This is a genomic window from uncultured Oscillibacter sp., assembly GCF_900544955.1.
In the GTDB taxonomy this organism is placed as follows: Bacteria; Bacillota; Clostridia; order Oscillospirales; family Oscillospiraceae; genus Oscillibacter.
In genome coordinates, this window is the sequence record NZ_UQXD01000006.1 from 21,643 (window position 1) to 45,501 (window position 23,859).

Genomic DNA, 23,859 nt, shown 5'->3' on the forward strand with positions numbered 1-23,859 from the left:
ACATATGCCTAGTATACATGTTTTTGGGCATATGTCAAGTATGCTTCCGCTGCTGAAGGCGGCCCCGCCGGACGGCCGGCGGCGGGCGTAAAAATCCCGGCCCCCGAGGGGGCCGGGACGTGCGTGCGGTTACTTTTTCAGAGTGTCCACCCACCGGCCGTACTTTTCCAGGTTGGCCTGGGCGCCGGCGGCGTCCGGGCCCTGGGTGAGGATGTAGACCTTGATCTTGGGCTCCGTGCCGGAGGGCCGGACGATGACGGAGGTGCCGTCGGCCATCTCGAAGCGGAGCACGTTGGACCCGGAGAGCTCCATAGTGGTGCGGCTGCCGGTGGCGGTGTCGGTGACGGAGCCGTCCAGGTAGTCCTTGAAGGCGGCCACGGCCACGCCGGAGAGCTGGGCCGGGGGATTCTCCCGGAGGGACTTCATCAGCGCCGCCATGTCCTTGAGGCCGTCCAGGCCAGGCATCACCAGGTTGTAGGTCTTCTCGGCGTAGTAGCCGTATTTGGCGTACAGGTCCTCCAGGGCGTCGGCCAGGGTCTTGCCCTGGGCGGCGTACCAGGCGGCCATCTCCGTGAGCAGCAGGGAGGCGGTGACGGCGTCCTTGTCCCGGACGTAGTCCCCCAGCATGTAGCCGTAGGACTCCTCATAGGAGAAGATGACCTTGCCCTCTCCGGCGGCCTCCAGCTTGTCCTTCTTCTCCGCCAGGAACTTGAAGCCGGTGAAGGTGTCGAAGGACTGGAGGCCGTTCACCTCCGCCACCTTCCGGGCCATCTCGGTGGTGACGATGGTTTTCAGGGCCACGGGCTTCTCCGGCAGCTTGCCGGAGCGCTTCATGGCGCCGATCAGGTAGTCCAGCAGCAGCACGCCGGTCTGATTGCCGGAGATGACCTTGAACGCGCCGTCCTTGGTCCGCACCATGATGCCAACCCGGTCCGCGTCGGGGTCGGAGCCCAGGATGAAGTCGGCCCCCTCCCGCTGGGCGATGTCCACCGCCAGGTGGAAGCCCTCCGGGTTCTCCGGGTTGGGGGAGACCACCGTGGGGAAGTTGCCGTCCAGGACCATCTGCTCCGGCACGCAGATCAGGTGCCGGATGCCCAGGCGCTTCAGCGCCTCGGGGATCAGCCGGTAGCCGGTGCCGTGGAAGGGGGTGTAGACCAGCTTAAAGGTGTCCGCCACCCGGGCCACGGTCTCGTAGTCATTGACCTGGGCCATGACGTTGTCCAGGAACTGCTCGTCGGTCTCGGCGCCCAGGACCTCGATCAACCCCGCCTCCACCGCCTTGCCGTAGGGCATGGTCCGCACGCCGTCAAAGATGTCGATCTCCCCCAGCCGCTTGGCGATGGCGTCGGCGTGGTGGGGGGGGAGCTGGGCGCCGTCCTCCCAGTAGACCTTGTAGCCGTTGTACTCCTTGGGGTTGTGGCTGGCGGTGACGTTGATGCCCGCCTGGCAGTGGTAGGCCCGCACGGCAAAGCTCAGCTCCGGCGTGGGCCGCAGGGACTCGAAAATGCGGACGTGGATGCCGTTGGCGGCGCAGACCTCCGCGGCAGCCCGGGCGAAGTCCATGGAGTGGTTGCGGCAGTCCATGCAGATGGCCACGCCCCGGCACTTGCCCTCCTCGCCCTCGGCGGCGATGACGTCGGCAAAGCCCTGGGTGGCCCAGCGGATCACGTGCAGATTCATGTTGTGCAGGCCGGTGCACATGGTGCCCCGCAGTCCGGCGGTGCCGAACTCCAGCGGGCCGTAAAACCGGGCCTCGATCTCCTTGGGATCGGTTCGGAGGGCCTCCAGCTCCGCGTGCTCCTCCGGAGACAGGGCGGGGCTGGCCAGCCACTTCTCATATTCCTTCATGAACGCCATACACAATTCCTCCTATATTGATGTCAATTGGATGTCGTGTCGTCCGGGACCTCCGGGGCCTCCAGCACCGCCCGGGCCTCCTCCAGGCGGGAGGCAGGGACGTACAGCTCCACTCCCTGGGAGGCGAAGCCCCCCAGCACCCGGCCCAGGGACCCGCTCTTGAAGGCGGGGATGCCGCAGGAGGCCAGCAGGGACACCGTGATGTCCGCCATGCTGTCCAGCTCCCACTGGATGTCCAGCCGGGCCGCCTGCTCCGGTGCGCCGGCGGCATCCCGGGGCCAGTCCGCCGGAATGGCCTCCGACCGGCCCCGAAAATCCTGTGCCTGTTCCATGGGCAAGACCACCTTTACTTGTGATATTTGGTTCCCGCGTTGATCTGGTACGCCCGGTAGATCTGCTCCAGCAGCATCACCCGGGCCAGATGGTGGGGAAACGTCATGGGGGACATGGACAGCCGCTCCCAAGCCTCTGCCTTGAGGGAGGAGTGGAGGCCGAAGGACCCGCCGATGACAAACGCCAGGCGGCTGCCGCCCTGCTGGGCCCAGCTGTCCATCCGCCGGGCCAGCTCCTCGCTGCTGTGCATGCGCCCCTCCACGCACAGGGCGACGAGCCCGGCGCCGGGGGGCAGCTTGGCCCGGACGGCGTCCGCCTCCCGGGCCAGGGCGGCGTCGATCTGGGCGGGGGAGGGGTTCTCCGGCAGACGCTCCTCCGGCAGCTCCACCAATTCCAGCTTGCAGTACCGGGAGAGGCGCTTGGCGTACTCCGCCGCCGCGTCGGCGTAGAAAGCCTCCTTCAGCTTCCCCACGCACAGCAGCGTCACTCTCTGCATAGCGCCCTCCTGGCCACGGTGTGGGCGGGGCCCAGGGTGTCCCGGGGGGCCACGGAGAGCCGCGGGGCCAGCTCCGCGGCGGAGAGGGCGGTCTCCACGGCGGTGCGGGCCATGGCGGGGGTGTTGTTCTCCCGGCTGAGGTGGGAGAGCACCAGCTCCTCCGTGCCGCTCTCCGCCAGGGTTACGGCGAACCGGGCGGCGTCGCCGTTGGAGAGGTGGCCCTCGACGCCCAGGATGCGCTGCTTCAGATAGTAGGGGTAGGGCCCGCTGCGCAGGGCCTCCACGTCGTGGTTGGCCTCCAGAAACACCAGCGCCGCCCCGGGCAGAATCTCCGCCGCCTCGCCGGGGATGTAACCCGTGTCCGTCAGCAGGCCCACGGCGCCGTCCGCCGTGTCGATGCGGTAGCCGCAGGAGCCGGGGGCGTCGTGGGAGGTGGGGAAGGCGGTGACGGTGCAGCCGCCCAGAGAGACGGGCACGCACAGGGGGAGCTCCTCCAGCCGGGGGTGGATGCCCGCCATGCGGTATTCCAGCTCCCGGCAGGTGCGGCCAGTGGACTGAACGGGGCAGGCGGTGCGCTTGAGCAGAGTCTGGAGCCCGGAGATGTGGTCCGCGTGGGTGTGGGTGACCAGCACCGCGTCCAGCGCCTCCGGCGCCAGGCCCAGCTCCCGGAGGGCGGCGGTGATCCGGCGGCAGGAGATGCCCGCGTCCAGCAGCAGATGGGTGCCGTCGCAGGAGAGGAGCAGGGCGTTCCCGGAGGAGCCGCTGGCCAGGGTATGTACTGTGGTCAAAATGATCCCTCGTTTGTCAAAAAAGTAAAGCGTCCGCCGGGGAAGAACGCCGACCAAGGGCCGTCATCCTCCCCGGCGGACGCAGGTGGATACAAAGAGAACAGGGTCAGCCGATATGCGCTTCCAGCTCCTCGGACTCCTCCGCGTCCTGGAGGGAGCGGATGTCGGCGCCCAGCGCCCGCAGCTTGGCCACGATGTCCTCGTAGCCCCGCTCAATGTATTGGACGCAGCTGATTTCGCTCTGGCCGTGGGCGGCCAGGGCGGCGATGACCAGGGCGGCACCGGCCCGCAGGTCGCAGGCCTGGATGGGGGCGCCGGTGAGGTGGTCCACCCCCTCCACCACGGCGGTTTTGTCGTCCACCTGGATGGAGGCGCCCATGCGCTTGAGCTCATCCACGTAGCGGTAGCGGTTGTTCCACACGCTCTCCGTCACCAGGGAGGTGCCCTCCGCCAAGCACAGAACGGCGGTGATCTGGGGCTGCATATCCGTGGGGAAGCCGGGGTAGGGCAGGGTTTTGACATTGGCCTTCTGGAGCCTGCCGGTGCGGCGGACCAGGAGGGTGTCCTCCCGCTCCTCCACCTCCACGCCGCACTCCTGGAGCTTGGCGGTGATGCAGTCCATGTGCTTGGGGATGATGTTCTTCACCAGCACCTGGCCGCCGGTGGCGGCCACGGCGGCCATATAGGTCCCCGCCTCGATCTGGTCGGGGATGATGGCGTAGGAGCCGCCGGAGAGATGCTCTACCCCCCGGATTTTGATGGTGTCGGTGCCGGCGCCCCGGACGTTGGCCCCCATGGAGTTGAGGAAGTTGGCCAAATCCACGATGTGGGGCTCCTTAGCGGCGTTTTCGATGACAGTGTTCCCCTCCGCCATGACGGCGGCCATCATGATGTTCATGGTGGCGCCCACGGATACCACGTCCAGGTAGATGTTGGCGCCCTTGAGGCGGCCGCCCTCCGCGGAGGCGTGGATAAAGCCGCCCTCCACCAACACCTTGGCCCCCAGGGTGGTGAAGCCCTTCACGTGCTGGTCGATGGGGCGGACGCCGAAGTTGCACCCGCCGGGCATGGCTACCTCCGCCTCGCCGAAGCGGCCCAGCAGAGAGCCGATCAGGTAGTAGGAGGCGCGAATCCGCCGGGCCAGCTCATAACTGGTCCGGGTGGAGTGGATGCGGCGGCAGTCGATTTCCACGGTGTGGCGGTTGACGGTGCGGATGCTGGCGCCCAGCTGTTCCAGGATGCGCAGGCACATGGTGACGTCGGAAATCTGGGGCAGGTTCTCAATGCGGCAGACCCCATCCACCAGCAGCGCGGCGGGAATAATGGCGACGGCGGCATTCTTGGCGCCGCTGATCTCAACCTCACCAAACAGGGGCTTTCCACCCTGTATCAAATACTTTGTCAAAGCGTGACCCTCTCTTCAAAGGAACTGATTCTTTTGTATCGGCAAACGGCTCTTTGCAGACAGTTTGCCCGCGGGGCGGCGGTTCATACCCGGAACGGATATCCGAAACGGCGAAGCCGTCCGTCGCTGCCGCACGCGGTCACAGCGCCGCAAAAACGGCGCCGTGTGCCAAGCGGAAAGACGTCCCTCCGGGGACGGAAAAGCGGCCGGAACCCTGAGGACCATAGCCACGTTGTGGATAGTATACCACGGCCGGGCAGGAATTGCAAATCATTCCTGCCCGGCTCCTGGAAAAATTGAAAACAAGACGGGATGCGACAGCGTTTACGAAGAGGTGACGGCGCCGGTTTGACAGTTTACGTAATATTCCTTCGTGTTCGTCACAATGCGCCACGCCGGCACCAGGGACATGGCCACGGCGGGGGAGCTCTGGAGCTCGAAACAGCGGTCCATTCCGGTGACGGAGGAGACCACGGCGCCGGTCTCCCGCCGCATCTGCTGGAAGGCCGTCAGGGCGGCGGCGGCGGAGAGGGGCTGGGTCTCGGTATCGGTTTCGGCGTCGGTCTCCGGCAGCAGCGTGCCGCTGACGGCGGTCAGCACGCCGGTTTCGATGGTGAAGGTGACGGTGCAGTTGAACACGGGAAAGCCGTCGTACAGCCGGGTGACGGTGGCGGTGCCGCTGCCGGTGCCGTCCATCTGGAACACCGGCTCCTCGTAGCGGAACTCCTTGCAAAACGCCCGGCAGAAGTCAACGGCGTCGGTCCTTGCCAGGGTGCCGCTGGCGTCAAAGCTGCCGCTGGCCCGGAACAGCGCCGCGCCCTGGCTGCTGGAATAGGTGGTGATGCCGCCGCCCTGGTCGGAGCGGGAGAGGTGGTTGCCCAGCAGCGCCGCGGCGGCCTGCCGCTCCAGCGCCGTGTCCCGGAGGAGGGTGCGGGCGGCGGGGGGCGTCTCGCCGGAGACGGCGGCGGGGTCCAGGGCGATGCCGTCGGCGGCGAAGAGGGCCACCAATTGCTCCGCCGCGGTGCGCCTGGCGGAGCGGCGGGAGGTCTCCCGGATGGCCAGCGACCCCACTAGAAAGAGGTTGACCAGAACCAGGATCAAAATGATGATGTTTTTCAGGCGGTACCGGTCCATGGGGGCCTCCTTCGTCGGTTGTTCAGTCCGCCAGCCAGCAGGCGCTGACGGAGGAGCCGCCGCCGTCGGCGTAGCCGATGGAGAGGGCGGCGCCGGGGGTTTGGGCGGCGATGGCCAGGGCCTGGCGCAGGGGCAGCAGCAGCGACGTCTCGCCGGAGGCGGTGTACTGCCGGAAGCGGAGGGTCAGGCTGGAGACGGTGCTCCCGGTGAGAGTCACCTCCGCGGCGGCGGAGCCGTCGGCAAAGCGGATGGGGACGCCCCCCGCCTGGTAGCCGAAGCGCAGCACCGTGGATGCGCCGGACTGGGTGACGCTCTCCAGATACGGCGCTGCGTCGCCGGAGGCGCTCAGCAGCCCGCCCACCAGCGCCGCGGCGCCGGTGGCGGCCTCCAGCACCGTGGGGGCGGCGGGGTCGGCGGCATCGATGGTCAGGGCGGCCTCGCTGCCGCCCTGATACCGCACGGTGCCGTCGGCGCGGATGCGCAGGGACCGCTCCCCGTCCACCACCGCCTCCGTGCCGTTGGACTCGGGGTAGCGGTAGTTGGTCCGGGGGTTGAAGCGCAGGGCGGTGAGCAGGCCGTCGGTGTCCGAGAGGGGCATGGCGGCCTGGAGCACCGGCAGCTCCGGCGGGGCGTCCGGCAGCAGGAGGGACAGGGGGGCCACGGCGGCGTAGGCCGGGTCCGTCTCCGCCCGGTCCCAGGCGAAGACGGCGTTGCCCAGCTCATAGCGGTTGACGGCGCTCTCCAGGTCGCCCTGGGAGACGGCGGTGGTGGAGAAGCGGTAGGTCTCCTCCCCGTCCCAGAGGTAGAGGCGGACCTCCGTCCCGGTGTCCGAGAGGGCCAGGGCGCGGGCGGCGGGGCCCTCCGCGGCGGCGCCCACCGTCTCCGCCAGCACCGCCAGGGGGAGGGGGGAGAGGGCGTCGTAGTAGATGGAGGTGTCCTTCAGGGCCGCCAGGAATTCCGCCTCCGTGCAGGCGGCGTAGGTCCCGGCGGAGCCCAGGGCCTCCCCCAGCAGGCTGCCCAGGGGGCGGAACGCCTCCTGGGTGGTGACCAGGGCCACGTCGCCGTAGCGGCCGTAGGCCCCGGTGACGGCCACGCGCACGGGGGCGGCGAGGCCGGTGGTCTGGGCGGTGGCGGAGCCGGGGGCGGCGGTGTCCCCGCTGCCGAGGAGATGACGGAGGGAGAGGCCGACGGCGCCGGCTCCCAGGTTGTACAGCTGGGTCTGGGCCATCAGGGCCGCCGCCGAGAGGGACAGCAGCACGATGGTGATGTTTTGCAGAAAATCCCGGCGGCTGCGCCGCTTTTCGTCCATGCCGTTCCTCCTTGTCTGTGTTTACTGGGCGTCGTCCGCGCTCCGCTCCTGGGCGATGGGCAGCGTCAGCCGGACGGTGGTGCCGGGGCCCTCGTGGGGGGCCAGGGCGATGGTGCCGCGGTGGCGCTGGACGATCTCCCGGGCGATGGAGAGGCCCAGGCCGGTGCCGCCGGACTCCCGGGAGCGGGCCTTGTCCACCCGGTAGAACCGGTCGAAGATGCGCTCCCGGTCCTGCTCCGGAATGCCGATGCCGTCGTCCCACACGTCCATCCAGACGGTGTGTTCCGTGGACCCGGCGGTGATGCGGATGTGGCCGCCGTCGGGGGTGTACTTGACGGCGTTGCCAATGATGTTCATCATCACCTGCTCCAGCCGGCTCCGGTCCCCCACGATGAGGGGCAGGCTCTCCGGCGGGAGGTAGGTCAGGGTGTGGCCCCGCTGCTTGGCGTTGAGGGCGTTGGCCCGGACCACGCTCTCGATGGCCTCCCCGAAGGGGAAGCGGGAGAGCACCAGCTCCGTGCTGCCCGCGTCCAGCCGGGACAGGGTGAGCAGGTCCTGGACGATGTGGGTCATCCGGTCCGTCTCGGTGATGATGATGTCCAGAAAGCCCGCCGCCATGTCCGGGGGGATGTCGCCGTTGGCGTCCCGGAGAGTCTCGGCGTAGCTGCGGACGTTGGTGAGGGGGGTGCGCAGCTCGTGGGAGACGTTGGCCACGAACTCCTTGCGCCGCTCCTCGTTGCGGTGCTGCTCCGTCACGTCGTGGAGCAGGATCAGCGCGCCGCCCCGCTCCTGGTCGGAGAAGGGGGCCAGGTACAGCTCCAGCGTCCGGTCGCCCACGTGCTTCTCCCCCTCGGCGTGGTTGGGCCGCTGGATGGCCAGCACCTCCCGAAAGGCGTACACGTCCCCGAACAGCTCCTCATAGGTGCAGGTGTCGGGGATGTCCCGCTGGAGCATGGTCTTGGCGGCGGGGTTGCAGTGGATCAGCTTCCCCGTGTGGTCGAAGGCCACCACGCCGTCGGTCATGTGGAGGAAGAGGGTGTCCAGCTTGTTGCGCTCGTTCTCCATGGCCGCCAGGGTGGACTGAAGCACCCCCGCCATCTCGTTGAAGGTGCCGGTGAGGATGCCGATCTCGTCGGTGGACTCCACCGGCAGGGCGCTGTCAAAATTGCCGGCGGCCACCTTCTCCGCCCCCGCCGTCAGCTTCTCGATGGGCCCCACCATGGTCTTGGAGAGCAGGAAGCTCAGCAGCACGGAGATCAAAAGCCCGATGATGAGGGCCTGCATGATGATGAGGAAGAGCTGGTTGTTCAGGCCGGACACCGTGTCCTTGTTGTCCAGGATATAGATGATGAAGGCGTTCCCGCCCCCCAGGATGGGCACCGCCAGGTCCATGTACTCGGCGGTGATGTCGCTCTCGTCCCCCACCGCCGTCCCGTCCCCCTGGACCACCGCGTTGCGGGCGGTGAGCAGGTTGGCGCTCTGTTCCCGGGGGAGGGCGGCGGCGTCGGCGGAGCCGGTGAGATAGCCGCCGCTGGCGCCGTCCAGCACAAAGTAGTTCCGGGTGCGGTAGTCAATGCCCAGGGACCCGGCGTTGGCCTTCAGAATCTCCTGAATGAGCGCCGCGCCGTCCTCCTGGGCGGCGCCCTCCCGGAGGGAGTCCACAAATTCCCGGCGGTCGGCGCCGAAGACGTCGTCCATCTGCTGGTAAAAGGTATTGATATAGAAGCTGGAGACGCTGGTGGTCAAAAAGGCGCCCACCACCGCCATCAGCGACGTGATGAGCAGCAGCAGGATCAGCGTCAGCTTCATGTGCAGGCTGCGGAACACGCAAACACCTCCCTTACGGCGGAGCCGCCGGATTGGTCAAACGCTGAAGTAGTACCCGGCGCCCCGGCGGGTGAGGATATACACGGGGGTGGCGGGATCCTCCTCGATCTTCTCCCGCAGCCGCCGCACCGTCACGTCCACGGTGCGCACGTCGTCCCCCACATAGCCGTAGTTCCATACCTGCTCCATCAAATCCACCCGGGAGTAGACCTTGTTGGGGTGGCTGGCCAGGAAGGTCAGCAGCTCGTATTCCCGCTGGGTCAGGTCGATGGCCTTCCCCTCCCGGAACACCTGGTGGCTGTCGGTGTTGATGGACAGGTCCCCCGCCACGGGCATGGCGCTGTCCGCGGCCTTGGCGGCGGCGGGGGCGCTCATGGCGGTGCGGCGGATGTTGGCGCCCACCCGGGCCACCAGCTCCCGCATGGAGAAGGGCTTGGTGATATAGTCGTCCGCGCCGATCTCCAGGCCCAGCACCTTGTCCGCCTCCTCCTCCCGGGCGGTGAGGATGATGACGGGCACATTGTTCCCCTCCCGGCGCAGGGTGCGGCACACGTCGAAGCCGTTCATCTTCGGCAGCATGACGTCCAGCAAAATCAGGTCCGGGTTCAGGCCCCGGGCCTTGTCCAGCCCGTCGGCCCCGTCGTAGGCCTCCCCGGTCTCATAGCCCTCCCGCTGGAGGTTGAACCGCAGGATGTCCACGATGTTTTTCTCGTCTTCCACAATCAAAATGGTCTTCTGTTTGTCCATGCACAAACCTCCCGTCGTCGTTTACAGCCCCAGCTGTACCTTGGCCTTCAGCACGGCGGCCACCGTCTTGGCGTCCTCGATCTCGCCGTTGAGGCACCGGTGCACCATCTCATCGAAGGGGATGCGCTCCACATGCAGAAATTCGTCCGGGTCCAGACACTGCTCCTCCATGCGGAGTCCCCGGGCCAGGAACAGGTGCAGCACCTCGCTGTAACACCCCGGGGCGGGGAGGATGCGCCCCAGGGGCAAAAAGACGTCCGGCACGGCGCCGGTCTCCTCCCGCAGCTCCCGCAGGGCGCCGGTGACCGGGTCCTCGCCCTCGTCCAGCTTTCCCGCCGGAATCTCCAGCAGGGTCCTGCCGAAGACGTAGCGGTACTGGGTCACCGTCAGCACGTTGTTCCGCTCGTCCAGGGGCAGCACCGCCACGCCGTCCACGTGCTCCACCACCTCCCGGCCGGCGGTGTGGCCGTTGGGCAGCAGCACCTGGTCCGTGTGGACGCTGAACAGCGGCCCGCGGTACTGCTCCTTCCGGCTGAGCATGGTCTCCGTCAGGTCTCGGATATCTCGCATCATATCAAAAACACCTCAATGTTTGGATTCGGAAAAAACGGTCCATCCTTACGGTGCCGGGACCGCCTGAAAAAGCGCCGGGGCAGCCGCCCCGGGGGAATGCCCGGCAGTCCATATTATAACACGGTCCCCTGGAAATGCAAAGGCCGTTCTTTCTCTTGAAGATCGGAGAAAAGCATGGTATACTGCTGGGAGAACTGCCAGGAGGCGAGGTGGAACCCACGGAGAAAAAGGGAATCAAAATCGCGGCCCAGAACCGCAAGGCCTACCACGACTACTTCGTGGAGGACAAATTCGAGGCGGGCATCGAGCTGTTCGGCACGGAGGTCAAGTCCATCCGGGCGGGCACGCTGAACCTGAAGGACGCCTACTGCACCATCAAGGACGGGGAGCTGCACGTCCATGGGATGCACATCTCCCCCTATGAAAAGGGGAATATCTTCAACCGGGACCCGGTCCGGGTCCGGCGGCTGCTGATGCACAAGCGGGAGATCCGCCGGCTGCATGATCTGGTGATGCAGGATGGGTACACCCTGGTGCCGCTGTCCGTCTACTTCCGCAACGCCCGGGTGAAGCTGGAGATCGGCCTTTGCAAGGGCAAGAAGAATTACGACAAGCGGGCGGCCACCGCGGCCCGGGACGCGGGCCGGGAGATTGACCGCGCCATGAAAGAGAGGAATTACCGATGAGTTTGTTCCGGGGGCGGCCCCAGACCGCCGGGGAAATTCCGGCGGACCAGGTGCCCCAGCGGTTTGTGGTCCGACAGGGCGGGACCATGCTGGTCGTGGGCCTGCTGCTGCTCGTGGGCTTCGGCGGCGTCGCCGCCTGGACCGTGGCCTCCGGCGGCCTGGCCCAGAACCAGGATCTGCTGGTGGCCGGGGCGGTCTCCGTGCTGGTGGGGATCGTGGTGCTGCTGAAGTACAAAAACCACCGCCTGGAGCTGGACGGCCCCGTGATGCGCTATACCGACCTCTTCGGCCGGCACAGCAGCTTTCAGGTGGAGGACATCGCCAGCGTGCGCCGGGATTTCAGCGACAATCCCAAGCTGCTGGCGGAGAACGGCCGGGTGCTGGCCCGGTGTGAGAAGGGCATGAAGAATTTCGACCTGTTCATCGCCTATCTGAAAAAATATCAAGTGTCTGCGGACATGATTTGAGAAAGGAATTTAGAGAAGATGTCTGAGAACAAACTGCCCATTGCCACCATCACCATGGAGGACGGCCGCGTGATGACGGCCGAGCTGTACCCCGCCAAGGCCCCCAACACCGTCAACAATTTCATCTCCCTGGCCAACAAGGGCTTTTACGACGGCTTGATTTTCCACCGGGTTATCCCCGGCTTCATGATCCAGGGCGGCTGCCCCGACGGCACCGGCATGGGCGGCCCCGGCTATGAGATCGACGGCGAGTTCGCCGCCAACGGCTTCCGGGAGAACGACCTGGCCCATACCACCGGCGTGCTGTCCATGGCCCGCACCATGGCCCCCAACTCCGCCGGCAGCCAGTTCTTCGTGATGGTGGCGCCCGCGCCCCATCTGGACGGCCAGTACGCCGCCTTCGGCCAGGTGGTGGAGGGGGCGGAGATCGCCGTGGACATCTCCCGGGTGCAGCGCAACATGGCCAACGACAAGCCCAAGAAGGACGTGGTGATCCAGTCCATCCGGGTGGATACCCAGGGCGTGGACTACCCCGCTCCCCAGACCCACTGAATCGAATCGGAAGGAGGCGGCTAGGATGAAAACGGCCATTATCACCGGCGCGTCCTCGGGCCTGGGACGGGAGCTGGTCCGCCAGGTGGCGGACGTGTTCCCCGAGGTGGAGAGCTACTGGCTGGTGGCCCGCCGGGGGGAGCGGCTGGCGGAGATCGCGGAGACCCTGCCGGGGAAGACCGTGGCCTGCCTGGCCCTGGATTTGTGCGACGCCATGAGCTTCATGGTCTTCCGGGAAAAGCTCCAGGCGGAGCAGCCGGAGGTGGTGCTGCTGGTGAACAACGCGGGCTGCGGCTATCTGGGCCGCATCGGCGAGGTGGACACCGCCTCCCAGACCCGGATGGTGGATCTGAACGTCCGGGCCCTCACCGCCGTCACCAATCTGACGGTTCCCTATATGGTGCCCGGGGGCCGCATTCTCAATGTGTCCTCCATCGCCTCCTTCTGCCCCAATCCCCGGATGACGGTGTACTCCTCCACCAAGGCCTACGTCTCCTCCTTTACCATCGGCCTTGCGGAGGAGCTGCGCCCCCTGGGAATCACCGCCACGGCGGTCTGCCCCGGCCCCATGCGGACGGAGTTTCTGGACGTGGGCGGCATCACCGGCAACTCCCGGACCTTTGAGACTCTGCCCTACTGCGACCAGGTGCAGGTGGCGGGCGGCGCCCTCCGGGCGGCCCGGGCGGGGCGGACGGTCTATACGCCCCGGCTCTTTTACAAGTTCTACCGGGTGCTGGCCAAGGTCACCCCGGTGAAACTGATGGTCAAACTGACGGGAACCTGAAAATGTCACGGAATCGTAACACACTTCCGGGAAGAAGTGTGTTATGATTCCTATAGCGAAGTCCGCCGCCGCACGGCGAAACACGGGGATGTACCGGTTTCGACGGGGGTGTGGAGGCGGGATCAGCGGGCGGCGGCGCCTGACCGCCATAAAACGGGCAATTTTATAAATTAAATAACAACAACACTGTTGCTATTGCTGCCTAATTAAGGCGGCCGTCCGACCCAGAAGGACCGCGAGCTGGGAAGGGCGTCGTTTAGCGGTAAATGTGAGCGCAGTAAGCTTTGCCTGCACCACACATCATGAAGCTGACCTGACCTGACGGCGTGACGGTTTGCCGTCTGGAAGGGGAACAGGGAGGAAGACTCCCGCAATAATCGTCTGCGCCCGGAGAACATCCCGTTTAAGCGCTTTCGGACGCGGGTTCAACTCCCGCCATCTCCACCAAATGGACATTGGACGAACACCTATTATTTTAAGGGCGGCTTTGCCGTTCTGGTGTGGCTCTGATGTCAAAACAAAAAAAGGGGAGGTCAAGGCATTGTGCCTTGACCTCCCCTTTGCTATGCCTGTTCAGCCGTTGCCGATTTTATCGTCATGTTCTTCCTGCCACTCCGCAAACTCCCTCTGCGCCTGTTCGCTGTTGTAGTATTTTCGTATCTCCGGGACAAGGAACCGGGCGAAGCTGTCAATCACGGACGCTGGAAGTTCAATATCATCATATTTATCTCTATCACCGTTCAAACTTCTTCTTATAAGTAGTCCCCCTTTGCTGTTCTTTCAATGCTTGTCTGACCTCCGGGGGTATGCTGTTCACAAACCGCCGAAGCTGTTCGTTTTCCTTTTTGAGCATAAGTAGCTCCATCTGCTTCTGTATGCTCTTTTCGCTGTTGACCTTCTCCCGCAGGCCCTCGTTCTCCTGCGTCAGATAGTCGATGGTGGCCTGGTACTTCTTCATCTGTCCCAGGTGCTTTTCCAGCCGGGAGAAATACGGCCCCACCATCTCCAAAACCTCGTCCCGCTTCTTCCCGGCGTTCAGCACCCCGATTTCAGACACCGCCTTTTCTATGGCCTGCTGCTGTCTGGTAAGGTCTACGGCCTGCTTGAACAGCCAGGTAGGAATGTGCTTGCGCTTTGTCACAAGGGCGCTCTCGCCCCGTTTGAGGACGGGGAACACCTTTTTCATGTGGGCGTGAAACTCGTCCTGCCACTTGGAGAGCTGCGCCCGGTTGCCTAAAATCTCCTTTGCCGACAACCGCCCGTCCTCCGTGATAGGTGTGAAGCACAGGTGAAGGTGGGGCGTTTTCTCGTCCATGTGTACCACGGCAGAGAAGATATTACCCCGGCCCACCTTCTGCTCCATAAAGGCCGCTGCTTCCGTGAAGTAGGCTTGCACCTCCCGTTTGCTCCTGCCCGTGAAGAACTCCGGACTTGCGGTTATCAGCGTGTCCACGAACATGGTGCTGTCCTTCCGGGTGCGGCACCCCGCCGCTTTGATACGACTGTTAATCTCCCGCCGGTACTTCTGGGCGGGTTGGATAATGTGAAAGTTGTCCTTGCTCCTGCTGGTGTCAATGTCCGGGTTGCTGGCGTACTGCTCCTTTGTGCGCTCGTGGTGGGCTTCCAGCGCCCCGGCCGGCCCCGCCTTGTGCTTGGCGAAGCGTAAGATTGCGTGCTGTGCCTTTTGTGCCATTTTACCTCCTTGTTGACGGTATTTCCCCGTTTTCGGGGGTGGGAATGATACTACACAGGCCCCCTCTGTTCCGGGGCCGGGAAGCCTTGCAAAATCAAGGTTTTTTGACCCCTAAATGGTAACGCTGGCCTGTTCGCATTTTGGGCGCAAAAAAGCCACGCCTGCCGCTTCCGGCTTGCGTGGCTTATTGCCCCGTTTCGTTCTCGTACTGAATGAACCGCTTCTTGATGGCCTCCATGCGCTTGACCACGGCGCTGTGGGTTTTATATCCCAGCCTGTCCGCTATCTCCTCAAATGTGTACCCCTCCACCCGCAATTTCAAAATCGCCATGTCCTTTTCTGACAGGGTGGACTTGAACCGCTGGCAGAAGTCCTCCCCCTCCACCTGCCCCGTGAAGTCCCCGTCCGGGGCGGGCAGGGAGTGGATTTTGCTGTCCTCGTCCTCCATGCACTCCTCCAGCGAAACGGTCTGCACCCGCTTGGAGCGGGTATGATACCACTTGCGGAAGAAGTCCTTGCGGACATTGGTGTCCCAATTCATAAAATCCTCGTCACAGGGCATTTCCCGTATCACTTCCAGCATTGGCCCCCATCCCTGTTCCTCAATGGTCTGCTGAACGACCTGCTTCATCACCGAGCGCACATCGTCCGGGTCAAAGAATGGAATTTCAAAATCGGGCGGCAAGTCAAAGAGGGCCTGCACGCCCCAGCCCCGCACACGCTCCACCCCCTTGGCCCACATGGGCAGGGCGTAGGACAAGCGCCAGACGGGACACCAGCCCGTGTAATGCTCCTTCCAGCCGCCAAAGCCGAAGTGGGGGAATGCCAGTGAAGCCACGGCGTCCATGACCTCGTTTAGAAACTGCTGGCTCATCATGACCTCGCCCCACTCCGGGCAAGCCATGAGCGCCTTTCGACTGCGGGGGAATTTGCGAAGGGTGGGACAGCGGACGAGCAGGTCATAGGGGAGCATATAGACCAAAGGCAGGTAGCGGATGGGACTGTCATGGGGAAACTTGTAGGTAACGGACATAGAATTGACCTCCTTTCTGAATGGATTTTTCTCTGTCTCTATTTATTTACGGCATAAGTATATACCTTTTGTTCCGACTATTCAAAAGAATTTTGGGAAAGTTTTTTGGGGGAACAGGCGAAAAATCTCGTTTCCGCCCTTGCGCTTTGGGGCGTTGGGTTTTATAATGGGATTGTCTAAAATTCTGCGCCGTTCTGGCAAGATGGGGGGCTAATTATGGGATTATTTGATAGCGGTTGTGATTGGTATTGCGACAGTTGCCATGCGTATATGAATAACCAACCTGGTTTTACGACGAGTTTGGGAACATGGATTTGTACAGAGTGCGGAACTATGAATGATGTTTCAGAAGAAAATATCATTCCAGAGAATGGAAGCGATGGGTATGTATTTGAAACAGAGTACGAAGATGGCACGACAGAGAAGATAAGATATACAAAAACAAGGGAAGTTCATGATTTTGATGGTTCAAACGGGAAAATGAGCATCTGGCGCAAGCGGTAAGTAAGGGGCACAGTACTATGACTAAATCAGAAATTCAAGCTTTTATTGAAGAAATGGAAACGATTGGAGATGTATGGACTGAAGAGCAAGTAGAGCGTTGTTATGGCAATCTCCCTCTCCATCAGGCACTTGAAACACGCAAAACTGAAGTTAATCAATATCTTACTACATTAGGTCGAGCAGCAATTTATTTAGTTTCAGAAGAACCAGATGAAGGTTGTTAGAGAAAATTTTATGTAATTTGGTCTTTATAAGAGCAGGTAACAACCCCGTCCGAGGCCGTCAATGGTCGAGATGAACGGCGCACAAGTGCGCCGCCATTGACCGCCCCGTCCGGTTTTGCTTATCGGTCATCAAGGCAGGCGAGCCCCAAAGGTGCTTGCCTGCCTCCTTTGATTTTTGGAGAATAACAGCCCCAAGATGGGGCAGACAGCGGCCAAGCGCCGTTAAGGGGATTGGCCGCCTTGACTACCTTCCAGCGGGCCGACGGGCGGCAGTCAAGGCCGGGCGAAGCCCGCTTGTTTCAGCCTTGACGGGCGCTCGTTGGTCTGCTCTTTGGGATACTTTGTCCCAGCCCTGCGGGGGACGAAGGACGAGGGCTTGTATACCTGCCGCCGCTCTCTGAAAACAGACGGGGGTTTTGTTCCCTCCCGGTCACAAAACCCCCGTCCCTTTTCCTGCCGAGGGAAGCGGGGTGCAAACAGCACCGCCCCCCGCTTCCCCCGTCAGCCGCGCCAGCAGGTATAACACACTACACCTTGCAAGCAAGGCCGTGTGCCAAAGGGGAGGTCATGCCCCCCTTTGGAAACCCCCGGTTTTGTCGAGGTGTGGCCACAGTCCGCACTTGCGGTCCATGCCCCCCCTCCAAAACCCAAAGAAGCGGCGCAGACCAGCCCACCCCACGGGCTGATCTGCGCCGCTTCTTTGTTCGGCCTGCGGGCCGGGACGGGAGCTTTTTCACTCACATTCAATCCATCAATCAATCCAATATATGAATTGACAAAGGCGACATATTTTGATATAATGTGAGTAAGACAGGAGGCGAGGCCATTGAAAGAAATAGGCGCAAGATTGAGAACGCTCCGGGAGGGACTGGGCCTGTCCCAAGCCAAGTTCGGAAAGATTGCGGGTATCCCACAGGCCACCATAAACCGCTATGAAACAGGCTACTCCGCCGTCCCAATCAAGGTTCTTGTTTGGTATGCGGATTACTTTGATGTGTCGCTGGACTATCTCTGCTGCCGCACCGACAAGCCCCAGGGCAAGCTATACGAGTTCATGCCGAAAATCCTTGAAGAAGATAAGGACATGAGGCAGTTTGTGGAAATGTGCTTTGACCCGGCCTCTCCCATGAATGACCGCTTGAAAAAGGCCATTATTGAAATGTTGGAGGGGGTGAAGAAATGAATGTAGTGATCTATGCCCGATATTCCAGCCACAGCCAGACCGAGCAATCCATTGAGGGCCAGCTTCAGACCTGCTATGAGTTCGCCAAGAACAACGGGCATATCGTGATAGGCGAATACATTGACCGGGCGCAGAGCGGCACCACGGACAGCCGGGCCGAGTTCCAGCGCATGATTGCCGACAGCGACAAGCACACCTTTGAGGGCGTTTTGGTCTATCAGCTTGACCGCTTCGCCCGGAACCGCTACGACAGTGCCATCAACAAGGCCAAGCTGAAAAAGAACGGTGTCCGGGTCATCTCCGCAAGGGAGAATATCAGCGATGACGCAAGCGGCATTTTGGTGGAGGGTGTGTTGGAAAGCATGGCCGAATACTACTCCGCCGAGCTGTCCCAGAAGATACGGCGGGGCATGGACATTAACGCCGAGAAGTGTTTGAGCAACGGGAGCAACCCCGGACTGGGCTACCGGGTGGACGAGGAACGCCGCTTTCATGTTGACCCGGAGGGAGCGCCCATCGTCCGGGAGATTTTTGAGATGTACGCCAGCGGAAAGACCGTGGCGGAAATCACCAAGTATCTCAACGCCAAGCAAGTCAAGACCTCGCAAGGCAAGGAGTTCAACAAGAACAGCTTGCACCGCCTTTTGCGGAACAAACGGTACATCGGTTATTATATCTACAAGGACACCGAAACGCCAGGAGGTATGCCCCGCATTATTGAGGACGAGCTTTTTGAGCGGGTACAGCATATCCTCGACCGCAACAAAAAAGCCCCCGCCCGTTCGAGGGGGCGGGAGGAATACCTGTTGACAACAAAGCTGTTTTGCGGCTACTGCCGGGAGATGATGACAGGCTACGGCGGCACCGGGAAATCCGGGACGGCCTACCGCTATTACGCCTGCAAGAACGCCAAGAAAAAGACCTGCCGGAAGAAGGTGGTCAACAAGCAGAAAATCGAGGACAGAGTGGTTTTGGAGTGCCGCAAGCTGTTGACCGACAGCAACATTGAGAAAATCGCCCGCTCCGTTGCAACCGCTTGCGAGGCCGACTATGACACTTCCGCCATCAAACGCATTAAGGCAGCGATACAGGAGGCGGACAACGCCATAGAAAACCTCTGGAAAGCCTTGGAGCGTGGACAGGCGGTGGATATGATTACCGAACGCATAGAGAAGCGCAAGAAGGAAAAGGACGAGTTACAAGGCCAGCTTGCCGTTGAGATGGGAAAGCAAGTCACCTTCACTGCCCCGCAAATCAAAGCGTTCCTCTATTCGCTGAAACGGGGCAACATCAACGACGAGAACAACCGCCGGGGACTGGTCAATATCTTCCTCCGGGCCATCTATCTCTATGACGATAAAATGACGCTGATACTCAACGGCGGCGACAGGCCCATTACGCTTGACGATGTTCTGCTGGACGAGGTGGAGGGCTATTTTGCGGGCGCAGTATCAGGCCATGCGGGGTGTTCGCCGTTGGTTGCGGACGCTCCACCAGCTCAGAAACACCCCTTATGGCACGGGTCCCCGCCTTCGGCGAGGTCCCTTAGCCGGACGGGGTGTTTCTTCGCTTTCGGGACGGACCCGCTCTGCTGGGCTCCGCCCCGAAAGGGACGGGGATGTAGAAGCCTTTTTTGGATTCTGTACCGCCCCGCCGTGGTTCCTTTTCACAGATATCAACTTTTTTGTCCTGCGGAGGCGCAAAAAATCCCTTGGAGTCTGAATGACTCCAAGGGATTTTCTTATACCCGGGTACGCAACTCCTGCCCAGGCCAAACCGCTCCCTCCGCATTTTTGGCCCGCTGCCGGGCGGAACACAACAAAACACGGCGGTACCGGACCGGTACCGCCGTGTCCTGTTGGCAAAAGCGCCCGAGCAGCCCGCGGACATGCCGGACTCAGTGCAGCGTAGGGGTGAGCACCTCCGGCGGAATCAGCTTTCTGGGGCAGCCCAGCTGCTCCGAGATGCGGACCGCAGCCTCTTTCAGCAGCGGAACATTGCTGGATAGGTACTCCGGGCTGAAGCGGGTGTAGGGGAAGGAGATGCACAGCGCCGCGCAGGACCGCCCCTTTCCGTCGAAAACGGGGACCGCGACGCCGGCCAGCTCCGTGTGGATCTCCTGGCACTCCGTGGAGTACCCCTGCCTGCGGATATCGTCCAGCTGCCGGGAGAGCTGGGCATAGCTGGCCTGGGTGTGGGCGGTGGGCCGCTCCAGCGGAATGCCGGTGTACAGCTTGTCAATCTCCGCCCGGGGCTGATAGGCCAGCAAAACCTTGCCGCTGGCGGTGCAGTGGGCGAAGGCGTGGATGCCGATGGCCATGGCGAAGGTCATGTTGTTGGGGGCCACCACCTTGGAGATATACGTGCTGTACCGGCCGGTGAGAACGGTGAGCTGCACCGTGTCGGTCACCTGCTCGTAGAGCGCCTGCATGAAGGGGGTGGCGATCTGCCGCAGGTCCAGCCGGCTCTCATAGATGGTGCCGAGCTCAAACAGGGCGATCCCCAGGCTGTAGTCGTGGGTTTTGGGGTCCTTGGCGAGGAAGTTCTCCTCGCAGAGCGACTGCACCAGCCCGAATGCCGTGGTCTTGGGCAGGCCCACCCGCTGGGCGATTTGGGAGAGGCCCAGGCGGGGCGTGTCGCGGAACAGGTTGAGGATCTGAACGGCTCTGGAAATACTTTGAATCATGTGCGGACTCGCTTTCTGTACGTGCCCTTCGCGTCAGAGACACTTTTCCAGCACGGTTTGATACAGCGGTGCGATGGTGTTCATCACCGCCTGGCTCTGGGCCAGCAGGGCGTCGTGGGCGGCGCGGTCCTGCGCCTCCCAGATGGTCCGGATGCTGTTGAACTCGATGGCGAATCGGTGGGTGGGAGGATTTTCAAAGGTCCGGGTCTCGCCGCGGATGACCGCCAGGGCCTTTGCGCAGGTGTTGGGCGGCGTCGTCAGCTGGAGGTAGCCGTACTCGCCCTGGAGGAACATGCCGCAGGGGCCGGCGCTGTCCTTTGCGGCGTAGCAGGCCATGGTGAAGTCCGGATACTGCAAAACGGCCAGGCCGCTGGTGTCGATGCCGTTCCAGCCCCGGTTGGGGTAGTATACGGCGCCGTCGGGGGCGCCCAGAAGGCCGATGGCGAGGTGCAGGTTGTAGACGTTCATATCCAACAGGCAGCCGCCCGCCAGCTTGGGGTCGAAGGTGGTGCTGAGGGCCAGGCGCTTGCGGTAGGGCGCGTATCGGGGCGGCATCATGGAAAACTGCATGTTGCCGCCCCGCAGGGGCCCCAGCTGCGGAACGAGCTCCCGCATGAAGCGGAAGCAGGGACTGTGCAGTGTGGTGATGGCCTCAAACAGCCAGACGTTCTTCTCCTGCGCCAGGCGGATCAGCTCGGCGCACTGCTCGGCGGTGATGGTAAAGGGCTTTTCCATGATGACGCCCCGGCCCGCCTGCACCGCCCGCAGGGCGTCGGGATAGTGCATGGAGTTCACGGTGCCGTCATAGAGGAGGTCGAAGTCGGCCTCCGCCAAAAACTTGTCGTAGTCGGTGTAGACCGCGGGAATGTGATACTGCTGGCTCCAGGCCCGGGCCTTCGCCTCGCTCTGAGGGCGGCAGCAGATGGCGCTGACCTCGATGTTCTCCATCTCCGGAAGGGCCGCCCAGAACACGTCGATGATGCGGCTGGTGCTTACAATCCCGATTTTCATACTATTTTACACACCTTTCCTGCCATTTGCAACCGGCAGCAGCCCTCCCGATGCGCGGATGCGGAAAGTCTGCTGCCGGTGCCGTTATTCGAAGTTGGGGGGGCGCTTTTCAATGAAGGAGTGGATGCCCTCCGTGCCCTCGGGGGTCCGGAACAGCTCCTCGGCATAGATCATGCTGCGGTAGAAGCTGTCCTCGCTGCTCTTGTTCCAGGTCTCCCGCACGCTCTGCTTCACCACGCGGACGGAGGGAACCGGGCGGGAGGCGATCTTCTCCGCCCAGCGGATTGCCTCCTCCAGGACGGTGCCGGCGGGGCACAGGCGGTTTGCCAGGCCGATGCGGTAGCACTCCTGGGCGGAGATGAACTCGCCGGACAGGGCCAGCTCCATGGTCTTGTTGGGGCCCACCAGCTTTGCGGTGCGGAAGATGCCGCCGCTGGAGGGGAAGAGGCCCAGGTTGATCTCAGGATAGGAGACCCGGGAGGTCTCGCTCATCAGGCGGAAGTCGCAGGCCACGGCCAGCTCCAGGCCGCCGCCGCAGGCGGTGCCCTCGACGGCCGCGATGGTGATCTGGGGCAGGTACTCCAGCATGTTCAGAACCTGGTTTTCCCGGAACAGCTTCTTTTGCAGGGGATCGTCCAGCAGACCCGGATACTGCTTGACATCGGAGCCGGCGCCGAACATCTTCAGGGAGGAGCTGCAAAGCACCACGCAGCGGATGTCGTCGTCGCTGGCAACAGAGCGGAGGGTGTCGTACATCTTGCCGAACATCTCAATGCTCATGGCATTGACAGGGGGGCGGTCCAGCGTGATTTTCAGGACATGGTGCTCCAGTTTCTCCACAAGGATACGGCCGTCGGCGGATTCGTTCGTCATTTCAAAAACCCCTTTCCATCGTCTCTTTGGAAATCTGCGGATAGTCGCTGCGGTAGTGGCTGCCCCGGCTCTCCCGGCGCTCCAGCGCCGCGGAGGCCACCAGGCGGGCGGTGGTCAGCATGTTTTTCAGCCGCAGGGCGGCCTCCAGCCTGGCGGCGCTGAAATCGCAGGTGTTCCGGCCCAGCTGGGCGTCCAGCGTGTCGATGGTGTGCAGGCACTCCGTGAGGCCCGCCTCGTCCCGGACCACCATCAGCGTTTTGTCGCAGGTGCGGCGGAGGGTGCGGATCATCTCGCCGGTCTCCTCCTCCGCATACATGCCGAGCCCCGCGAGGAACGCCTCCTCCTGCTCGTACAGGGACGGCGCCGCCTCGACCAGGGCGGTCTTCTTGGCGGCCTCCGCCGCCGCCAGGCCGGCCCGGCGGCCGAAGACCTGGCAGGTGACCATCATGTTTCCACCCAGCCGGTCCGCGCCGTGGGGGCCGGAGGCCACCTCCCCGGCGGCGTAGAGCCCGGGCAGGGAGCTGAGGGCGTTCTCGTCGATCTTCACGCCGCCGTTGACCGCGTGGGCAAAGCAGGCGATCTCGATCTTGTCCTTGTACAGGTCCAGCCCCATCTCCAAAAAGCGCTGGTAGGTGAGGGGCCACATGGGGGCCAGCAGGCTCTCCGGGTCCCGGAACAGCGCCTCGAAATCGGTGTGGAGGAAGTCCAGGTAGACGTTGCCGCTCTCCGTGGCGCCGCCGCTGCGGATCTCGTTTTCCACGGCGATCTCCACGTATTTGGAGATGTCCCGGGAGCTGAAGGGGAAGTGCTTGTACTTGGCGGCGACGATCTCCTCTTCGGAGAGGGACGACGGCGCGTATTTGCCGATGAAGGGCTCGTGCCGCCCGTTGGTCAGGCGGGGCAGGGCCTCCCAGAGCTGGGGGCCCAGCAGGTTCACCTTGGGCTTTGCGAGGCCCAGGCCAATCTGGACGAATTCCATGTTCGTGATCCGGGCGCCGGCCCGGCTGCCCATGGCGTACCCGTCGCCGCTGATGTCGTCCGGATACATGTTCCGGGTGAAAATGGTGCTTCCGCCGCCCACGGCCAGCACCACCGCCTTGGCCAGGAGGGCGTACAGAGTGCCCTCCGCCGTGGCGAAGGCGCCGCAGCACACGCCGTCGCGCACCAGCAGGTTTGTCACCGTCAGGCCGTCCATGCAGCGAATGCCGTCGTCCGCCACCCGGCGACCCAGGGCCGCGCAGACCGGTTTGAAGTGGTTTTCCACGATGTGGGAGCGGGGCTTGGTGGAGAAGCACCCCTGGTAGCACATGTAGGTGCCGTCGGGGTTTTTGCGGAAGGACATGCCGCACTGCTCCAGGTAGTCCCGGGCTAGTTCGGCCTCCTCCGCCACCAGCCGCGCCAGGCGCGGGTCCGCCATGCCCAGCGCGGCGTCCATGATGTCGCGGTAGAAGACCTCCGGACTGTCCGTGGGGTCCAGGGCGCCGTCCGGGACGTTGAACGCCCCCAGCTCCGCGACGCTGTAATAGGTGCCACCGCTCTGGGCGGTGCGCCCCTTCGAGACCAGAAGCACCTCCGCACCGGCCTCCCGGGCGGCGCACGCCGCCCGGAGGCCCGCGGCGCCGCTGCCGATGACAAGGACCTCCGTCTGGATGCAGGCGCGTTTCATAAGAGCCATTGATATCATCCTCCTTCTC

At 63.3% G+C, this 23,859-nt stretch carries 24 protein-coding genes, 1 other RNA gene and 1 pseudogene; 9 read left to right on the top strand and 17 right to left on the bottom strand.

The window, feature by feature from the left end:
• Positions 1-129: 129 nt before the first annotated feature.
• The 10 genes from QZS21_RS02630 to QZS21_RS02675 form a co-directional block, all read right to left on the bottom strand.
• Positions 130-1,857 (bottom strand): phospho-sugar mutase, encoded by a 1,728-nt coding sequence (locus tag QZS21_RS02630; RefSeq protein WP_295579881.1) that lies wholly within the window; start codon positions 1,855-1,857, stop codon positions 130-132.
• Between the two features lie 23 nt (positions 1,858-1,880).
• Positions 1,881-2,189: a hypothetical protein gene (locus QZS21_RS02635; RefSeq protein WP_295579883.1), complete on the bottom strand. Its 309-nt coding sequence runs from the start codon at positions 2,187-2,189 to the stop codon at positions 1,881-1,883.
• Between the two features lie 14 nt (positions 2,190-2,203).
• Positions 2,204-2,686 (bottom strand): 23S rRNA (pseudouridine(1915)-N(3))-methyltransferase RlmH, encoded by a 483-nt coding sequence (rlmH, locus tag QZS21_RS02640; RefSeq protein ID WP_295579885.1) that lies wholly within the window; start codon positions 2,684-2,686, stop codon positions 2,204-2,206.
• Positions 2,674-3,474, bottom strand: coding sequence for an MBL fold metallo-hydrolase (locus QZS21_RS02645; protein ID WP_295579886.1), 801 nt, complete (start codon positions 3,472-3,474; stop codon positions 2,674-2,676). Before QZS21_RS02645 ends, rlmH begins: the two co-directional genes overlap by 13 nt.
• A gap of 106 nt (positions 3,475-3,580) precedes the next feature.
• The gene (locus QZS21_RS02650) at positions 3,581-4,879 is read right to left on the bottom strand and encodes a UDP-N-acetylglucosamine 1-carboxyvinyltransferase (RefSeq protein WP_295579889.1); all 1,299 of its coding nucleotides are present in this window, start codon (positions 4,877-4,879) and stop codon (positions 3,581-3,583) included.
• Positions 4,880-5,203: 324 nt separating this feature from the next.
• A complete protein-coding gene (locus tag QZS21_RS02655) occupies positions 5,204-6,013 on the bottom strand; it encodes a hypothetical protein (RefSeq protein ID WP_295579890.1) in 810 nt (269 codons plus the stop codon).
• A 22-nt stretch (positions 6,014-6,035) separates the two neighbouring features.
• Positions 6,036-7,322 (bottom strand): hypothetical protein, encoded by a 1,287-nt coding sequence (locus QZS21_RS02660; RefSeq protein ID WP_295579892.1) that lies wholly within the window; start codon positions 7,320-7,322, stop codon positions 6,036-6,038.
• 21 nt (positions 7,323-7,343) lie between these two features.
• Positions 7,344-9,149: an ATP-binding protein gene (locus QZS21_RS02665; RefSeq protein ID WP_295579894.1), complete on the bottom strand. Its 1,806-nt coding sequence runs from the start codon at positions 9,147-9,149 to the stop codon at positions 7,344-7,346.
• A gap of 36 nt (positions 9,150-9,185) precedes the next feature.
• Positions 9,186-9,896: a response regulator gene (locus QZS21_RS02670; RefSeq protein WP_295579897.1), complete on the bottom strand. Its 711-nt coding sequence runs from the start codon at positions 9,894-9,896 to the stop codon at positions 9,186-9,188.
• Between the two features lie 21 nt (positions 9,897-9,917).
• Positions 9,918-10,469: an NUDIX domain-containing protein gene (locus QZS21_RS02675; RefSeq protein ID WP_295579899.1), complete on the bottom strand. Its 552-nt coding sequence runs from the start codon at positions 10,467-10,469 to the stop codon at positions 9,918-9,920.
• A gap of 209 nt (positions 10,470-10,678) precedes the next feature.
• Here QZS21_RS02675 and smpB point away from each other — a divergent pair, with 209 nt between their 5' ends.
• From smpB to ssrA, 5 genes are all read left to right on the top strand, one after another.
• Positions 10,679-11,155, top strand: a complete 477-nt coding sequence (smpB, locus tag QZS21_RS02680; protein WP_295579931.1) for an SsrA-binding protein SmpB — start codon at positions 10,679-10,681, stop codon at positions 11,153-11,155.
• Positions 11,152-11,622, top strand: coding sequence for a hypothetical protein (locus tag QZS21_RS02685; RefSeq protein WP_295579933.1), 471 nt, complete (start codon positions 11,152-11,154; stop codon positions 11,620-11,622). The genes smpB and QZS21_RS02685 overlap by 4 nt, the downstream gene beginning before the upstream one ends.
• Positions 11,623-11,640: 18 nt before the next feature.
• A complete protein-coding gene (locus tag QZS21_RS02690) occupies positions 11,641-12,174 on the top strand; it encodes a peptidylprolyl isomerase (RefSeq protein ID WP_295579937.1) in 534 nt (177 codons plus the stop codon).
• Between the two features lie 25 nt (positions 12,175-12,199).
• On the top strand, positions 12,200-12,958 hold the full coding sequence (locus tag QZS21_RS02695) for an SDR family oxidoreductase (protein WP_295579943.1): 759 nt from the start codon (positions 12,200-12,202) through the stop codon (positions 12,956-12,958).
• 84 nt (positions 12,959-13,042) lie between these two features.
• Positions 13,043-13,405, top strand: a transfer-messenger RNA (tmRNA) gene (gene ssrA, locus QZS21_RS02700).
• Between the two features lie 126 nt (positions 13,406-13,531).
• Here ssrA and QZS21_RS02705 read toward each other — a convergent pair.
• The 3 genes from QZS21_RS02705 to QZS21_RS02715 all read right to left on the bottom strand — a co-directional run bounded on the left by QZS21_RS02705 (position 13,532) and on the right by QZS21_RS02715 (position 15,684).
• On the bottom strand, positions 13,532-13,702 hold the full coding sequence (locus QZS21_RS02705; protein WP_295579945.1) for a hypothetical protein: 171 nt from the start codon (positions 13,700-13,702) through the stop codon (positions 13,532-13,534).
• Positions 13,692-14,651: a MobV family relaxase gene (gene mobV / locus QZS21_RS02710; protein WP_295579947.1), complete on the bottom strand. Its 960-nt coding sequence runs from the start codon at positions 14,649-14,651 to the stop codon at positions 13,692-13,694. Before mobV ends, QZS21_RS02705 begins: the two co-directional genes overlap by 11 nt.
• Positions 14,652-14,835: 184 nt before the next feature.
• Positions 14,836-15,684: an RNA polymerase sigma factor gene (locus tag QZS21_RS02715; protein WP_295579949.1), complete on the bottom strand. Its 849-nt coding sequence runs from the start codon at positions 15,682-15,684 to the stop codon at positions 14,836-14,838.
• A 216-nt stretch (positions 15,685-15,900) separates the two neighbouring features.
• Between QZS21_RS02715 and QZS21_RS02720 the strand changes: the two genes are divergently transcribed.
• The 4 genes and pseudogenes from QZS21_RS02720 to QZS21_RS02735 all read left to right on the top strand — a co-directional run.
• Positions 15,901-16,188, top strand: a complete 288-nt coding sequence (locus QZS21_RS02720) for a Sec23/Sec24 zinc finger-containing protein (protein ID WP_295579951.1) — start codon at positions 15,901-15,903, stop codon at positions 16,186-16,188.
• Positions 16,189-16,205: 17 nt separating this feature from the next.
• Positions 16,206-16,412, top strand: coding sequence for a hypothetical protein (locus QZS21_RS02725; RefSeq protein WP_295579953.1), 207 nt, complete (start codon positions 16,206-16,208; stop codon positions 16,410-16,412).
• An 826-nt stretch (positions 16,413-17,238) separates the two neighbouring features.
• The gene (locus tag QZS21_RS02730; protein ID WP_295579954.1) at positions 17,239-17,595 is read left to right on the top strand and encodes a helix-turn-helix domain-containing protein; all 357 of its coding nucleotides are present in this window, start codon (positions 17,239-17,241) and stop codon (positions 17,593-17,595) included.
• A pseudogene (locus QZS21_RS02735) lies at positions 17,592-18,560 on the top strand (recombinase family protein); the annotation flags it as partial. The gene QZS21_RS02730 and the pseudogene QZS21_RS02735, both read left to right, overlap by 4 nt.
• Before the next feature lie 932 nt (positions 18,561-19,492).
• Here the strand turns inward: QZS21_RS02735 and QZS21_RS02740 are convergent.
• The 4 genes from QZS21_RS02740 to QZS21_RS02755 form a co-directional block, all read right to left on the bottom strand.
• Entirely contained in the window at positions 19,493-20,281 is a 789-nt protein-coding gene (locus QZS21_RS02740; RefSeq protein WP_295579956.1) for an IclR family transcriptional regulator, read from the bottom strand.
• 33 nt (positions 20,282-20,314) lie between these two features.
• Complete coding sequence (locus QZS21_RS02745; protein WP_295579961.1) at positions 20,315-21,292, bottom strand: Gfo/Idh/MocA family protein; 978 nt, start codon at positions 21,290-21,292, stop codon at positions 20,315-20,317.
• A gap of 84 nt (positions 21,293-21,376) precedes the next feature.
• On the bottom strand, positions 21,377-22,165 hold the full coding sequence (locus QZS21_RS02750; RefSeq protein ID WP_295579963.1) for an enoyl-CoA hydratase/isomerase family protein: 789 nt from the start codon (positions 22,163-22,165) through the stop codon (positions 21,377-21,379).
• Position 22,166: 1 nt separating this feature from the next.
• Entirely contained in the window at positions 22,167-23,831 is a 1,665-nt protein-coding gene (locus tag QZS21_RS02755) for an FAD-binding protein (RefSeq protein WP_295579965.1), read from the bottom strand.
• Positions 23,832-23,859: the final 28 nt, after the last annotated feature.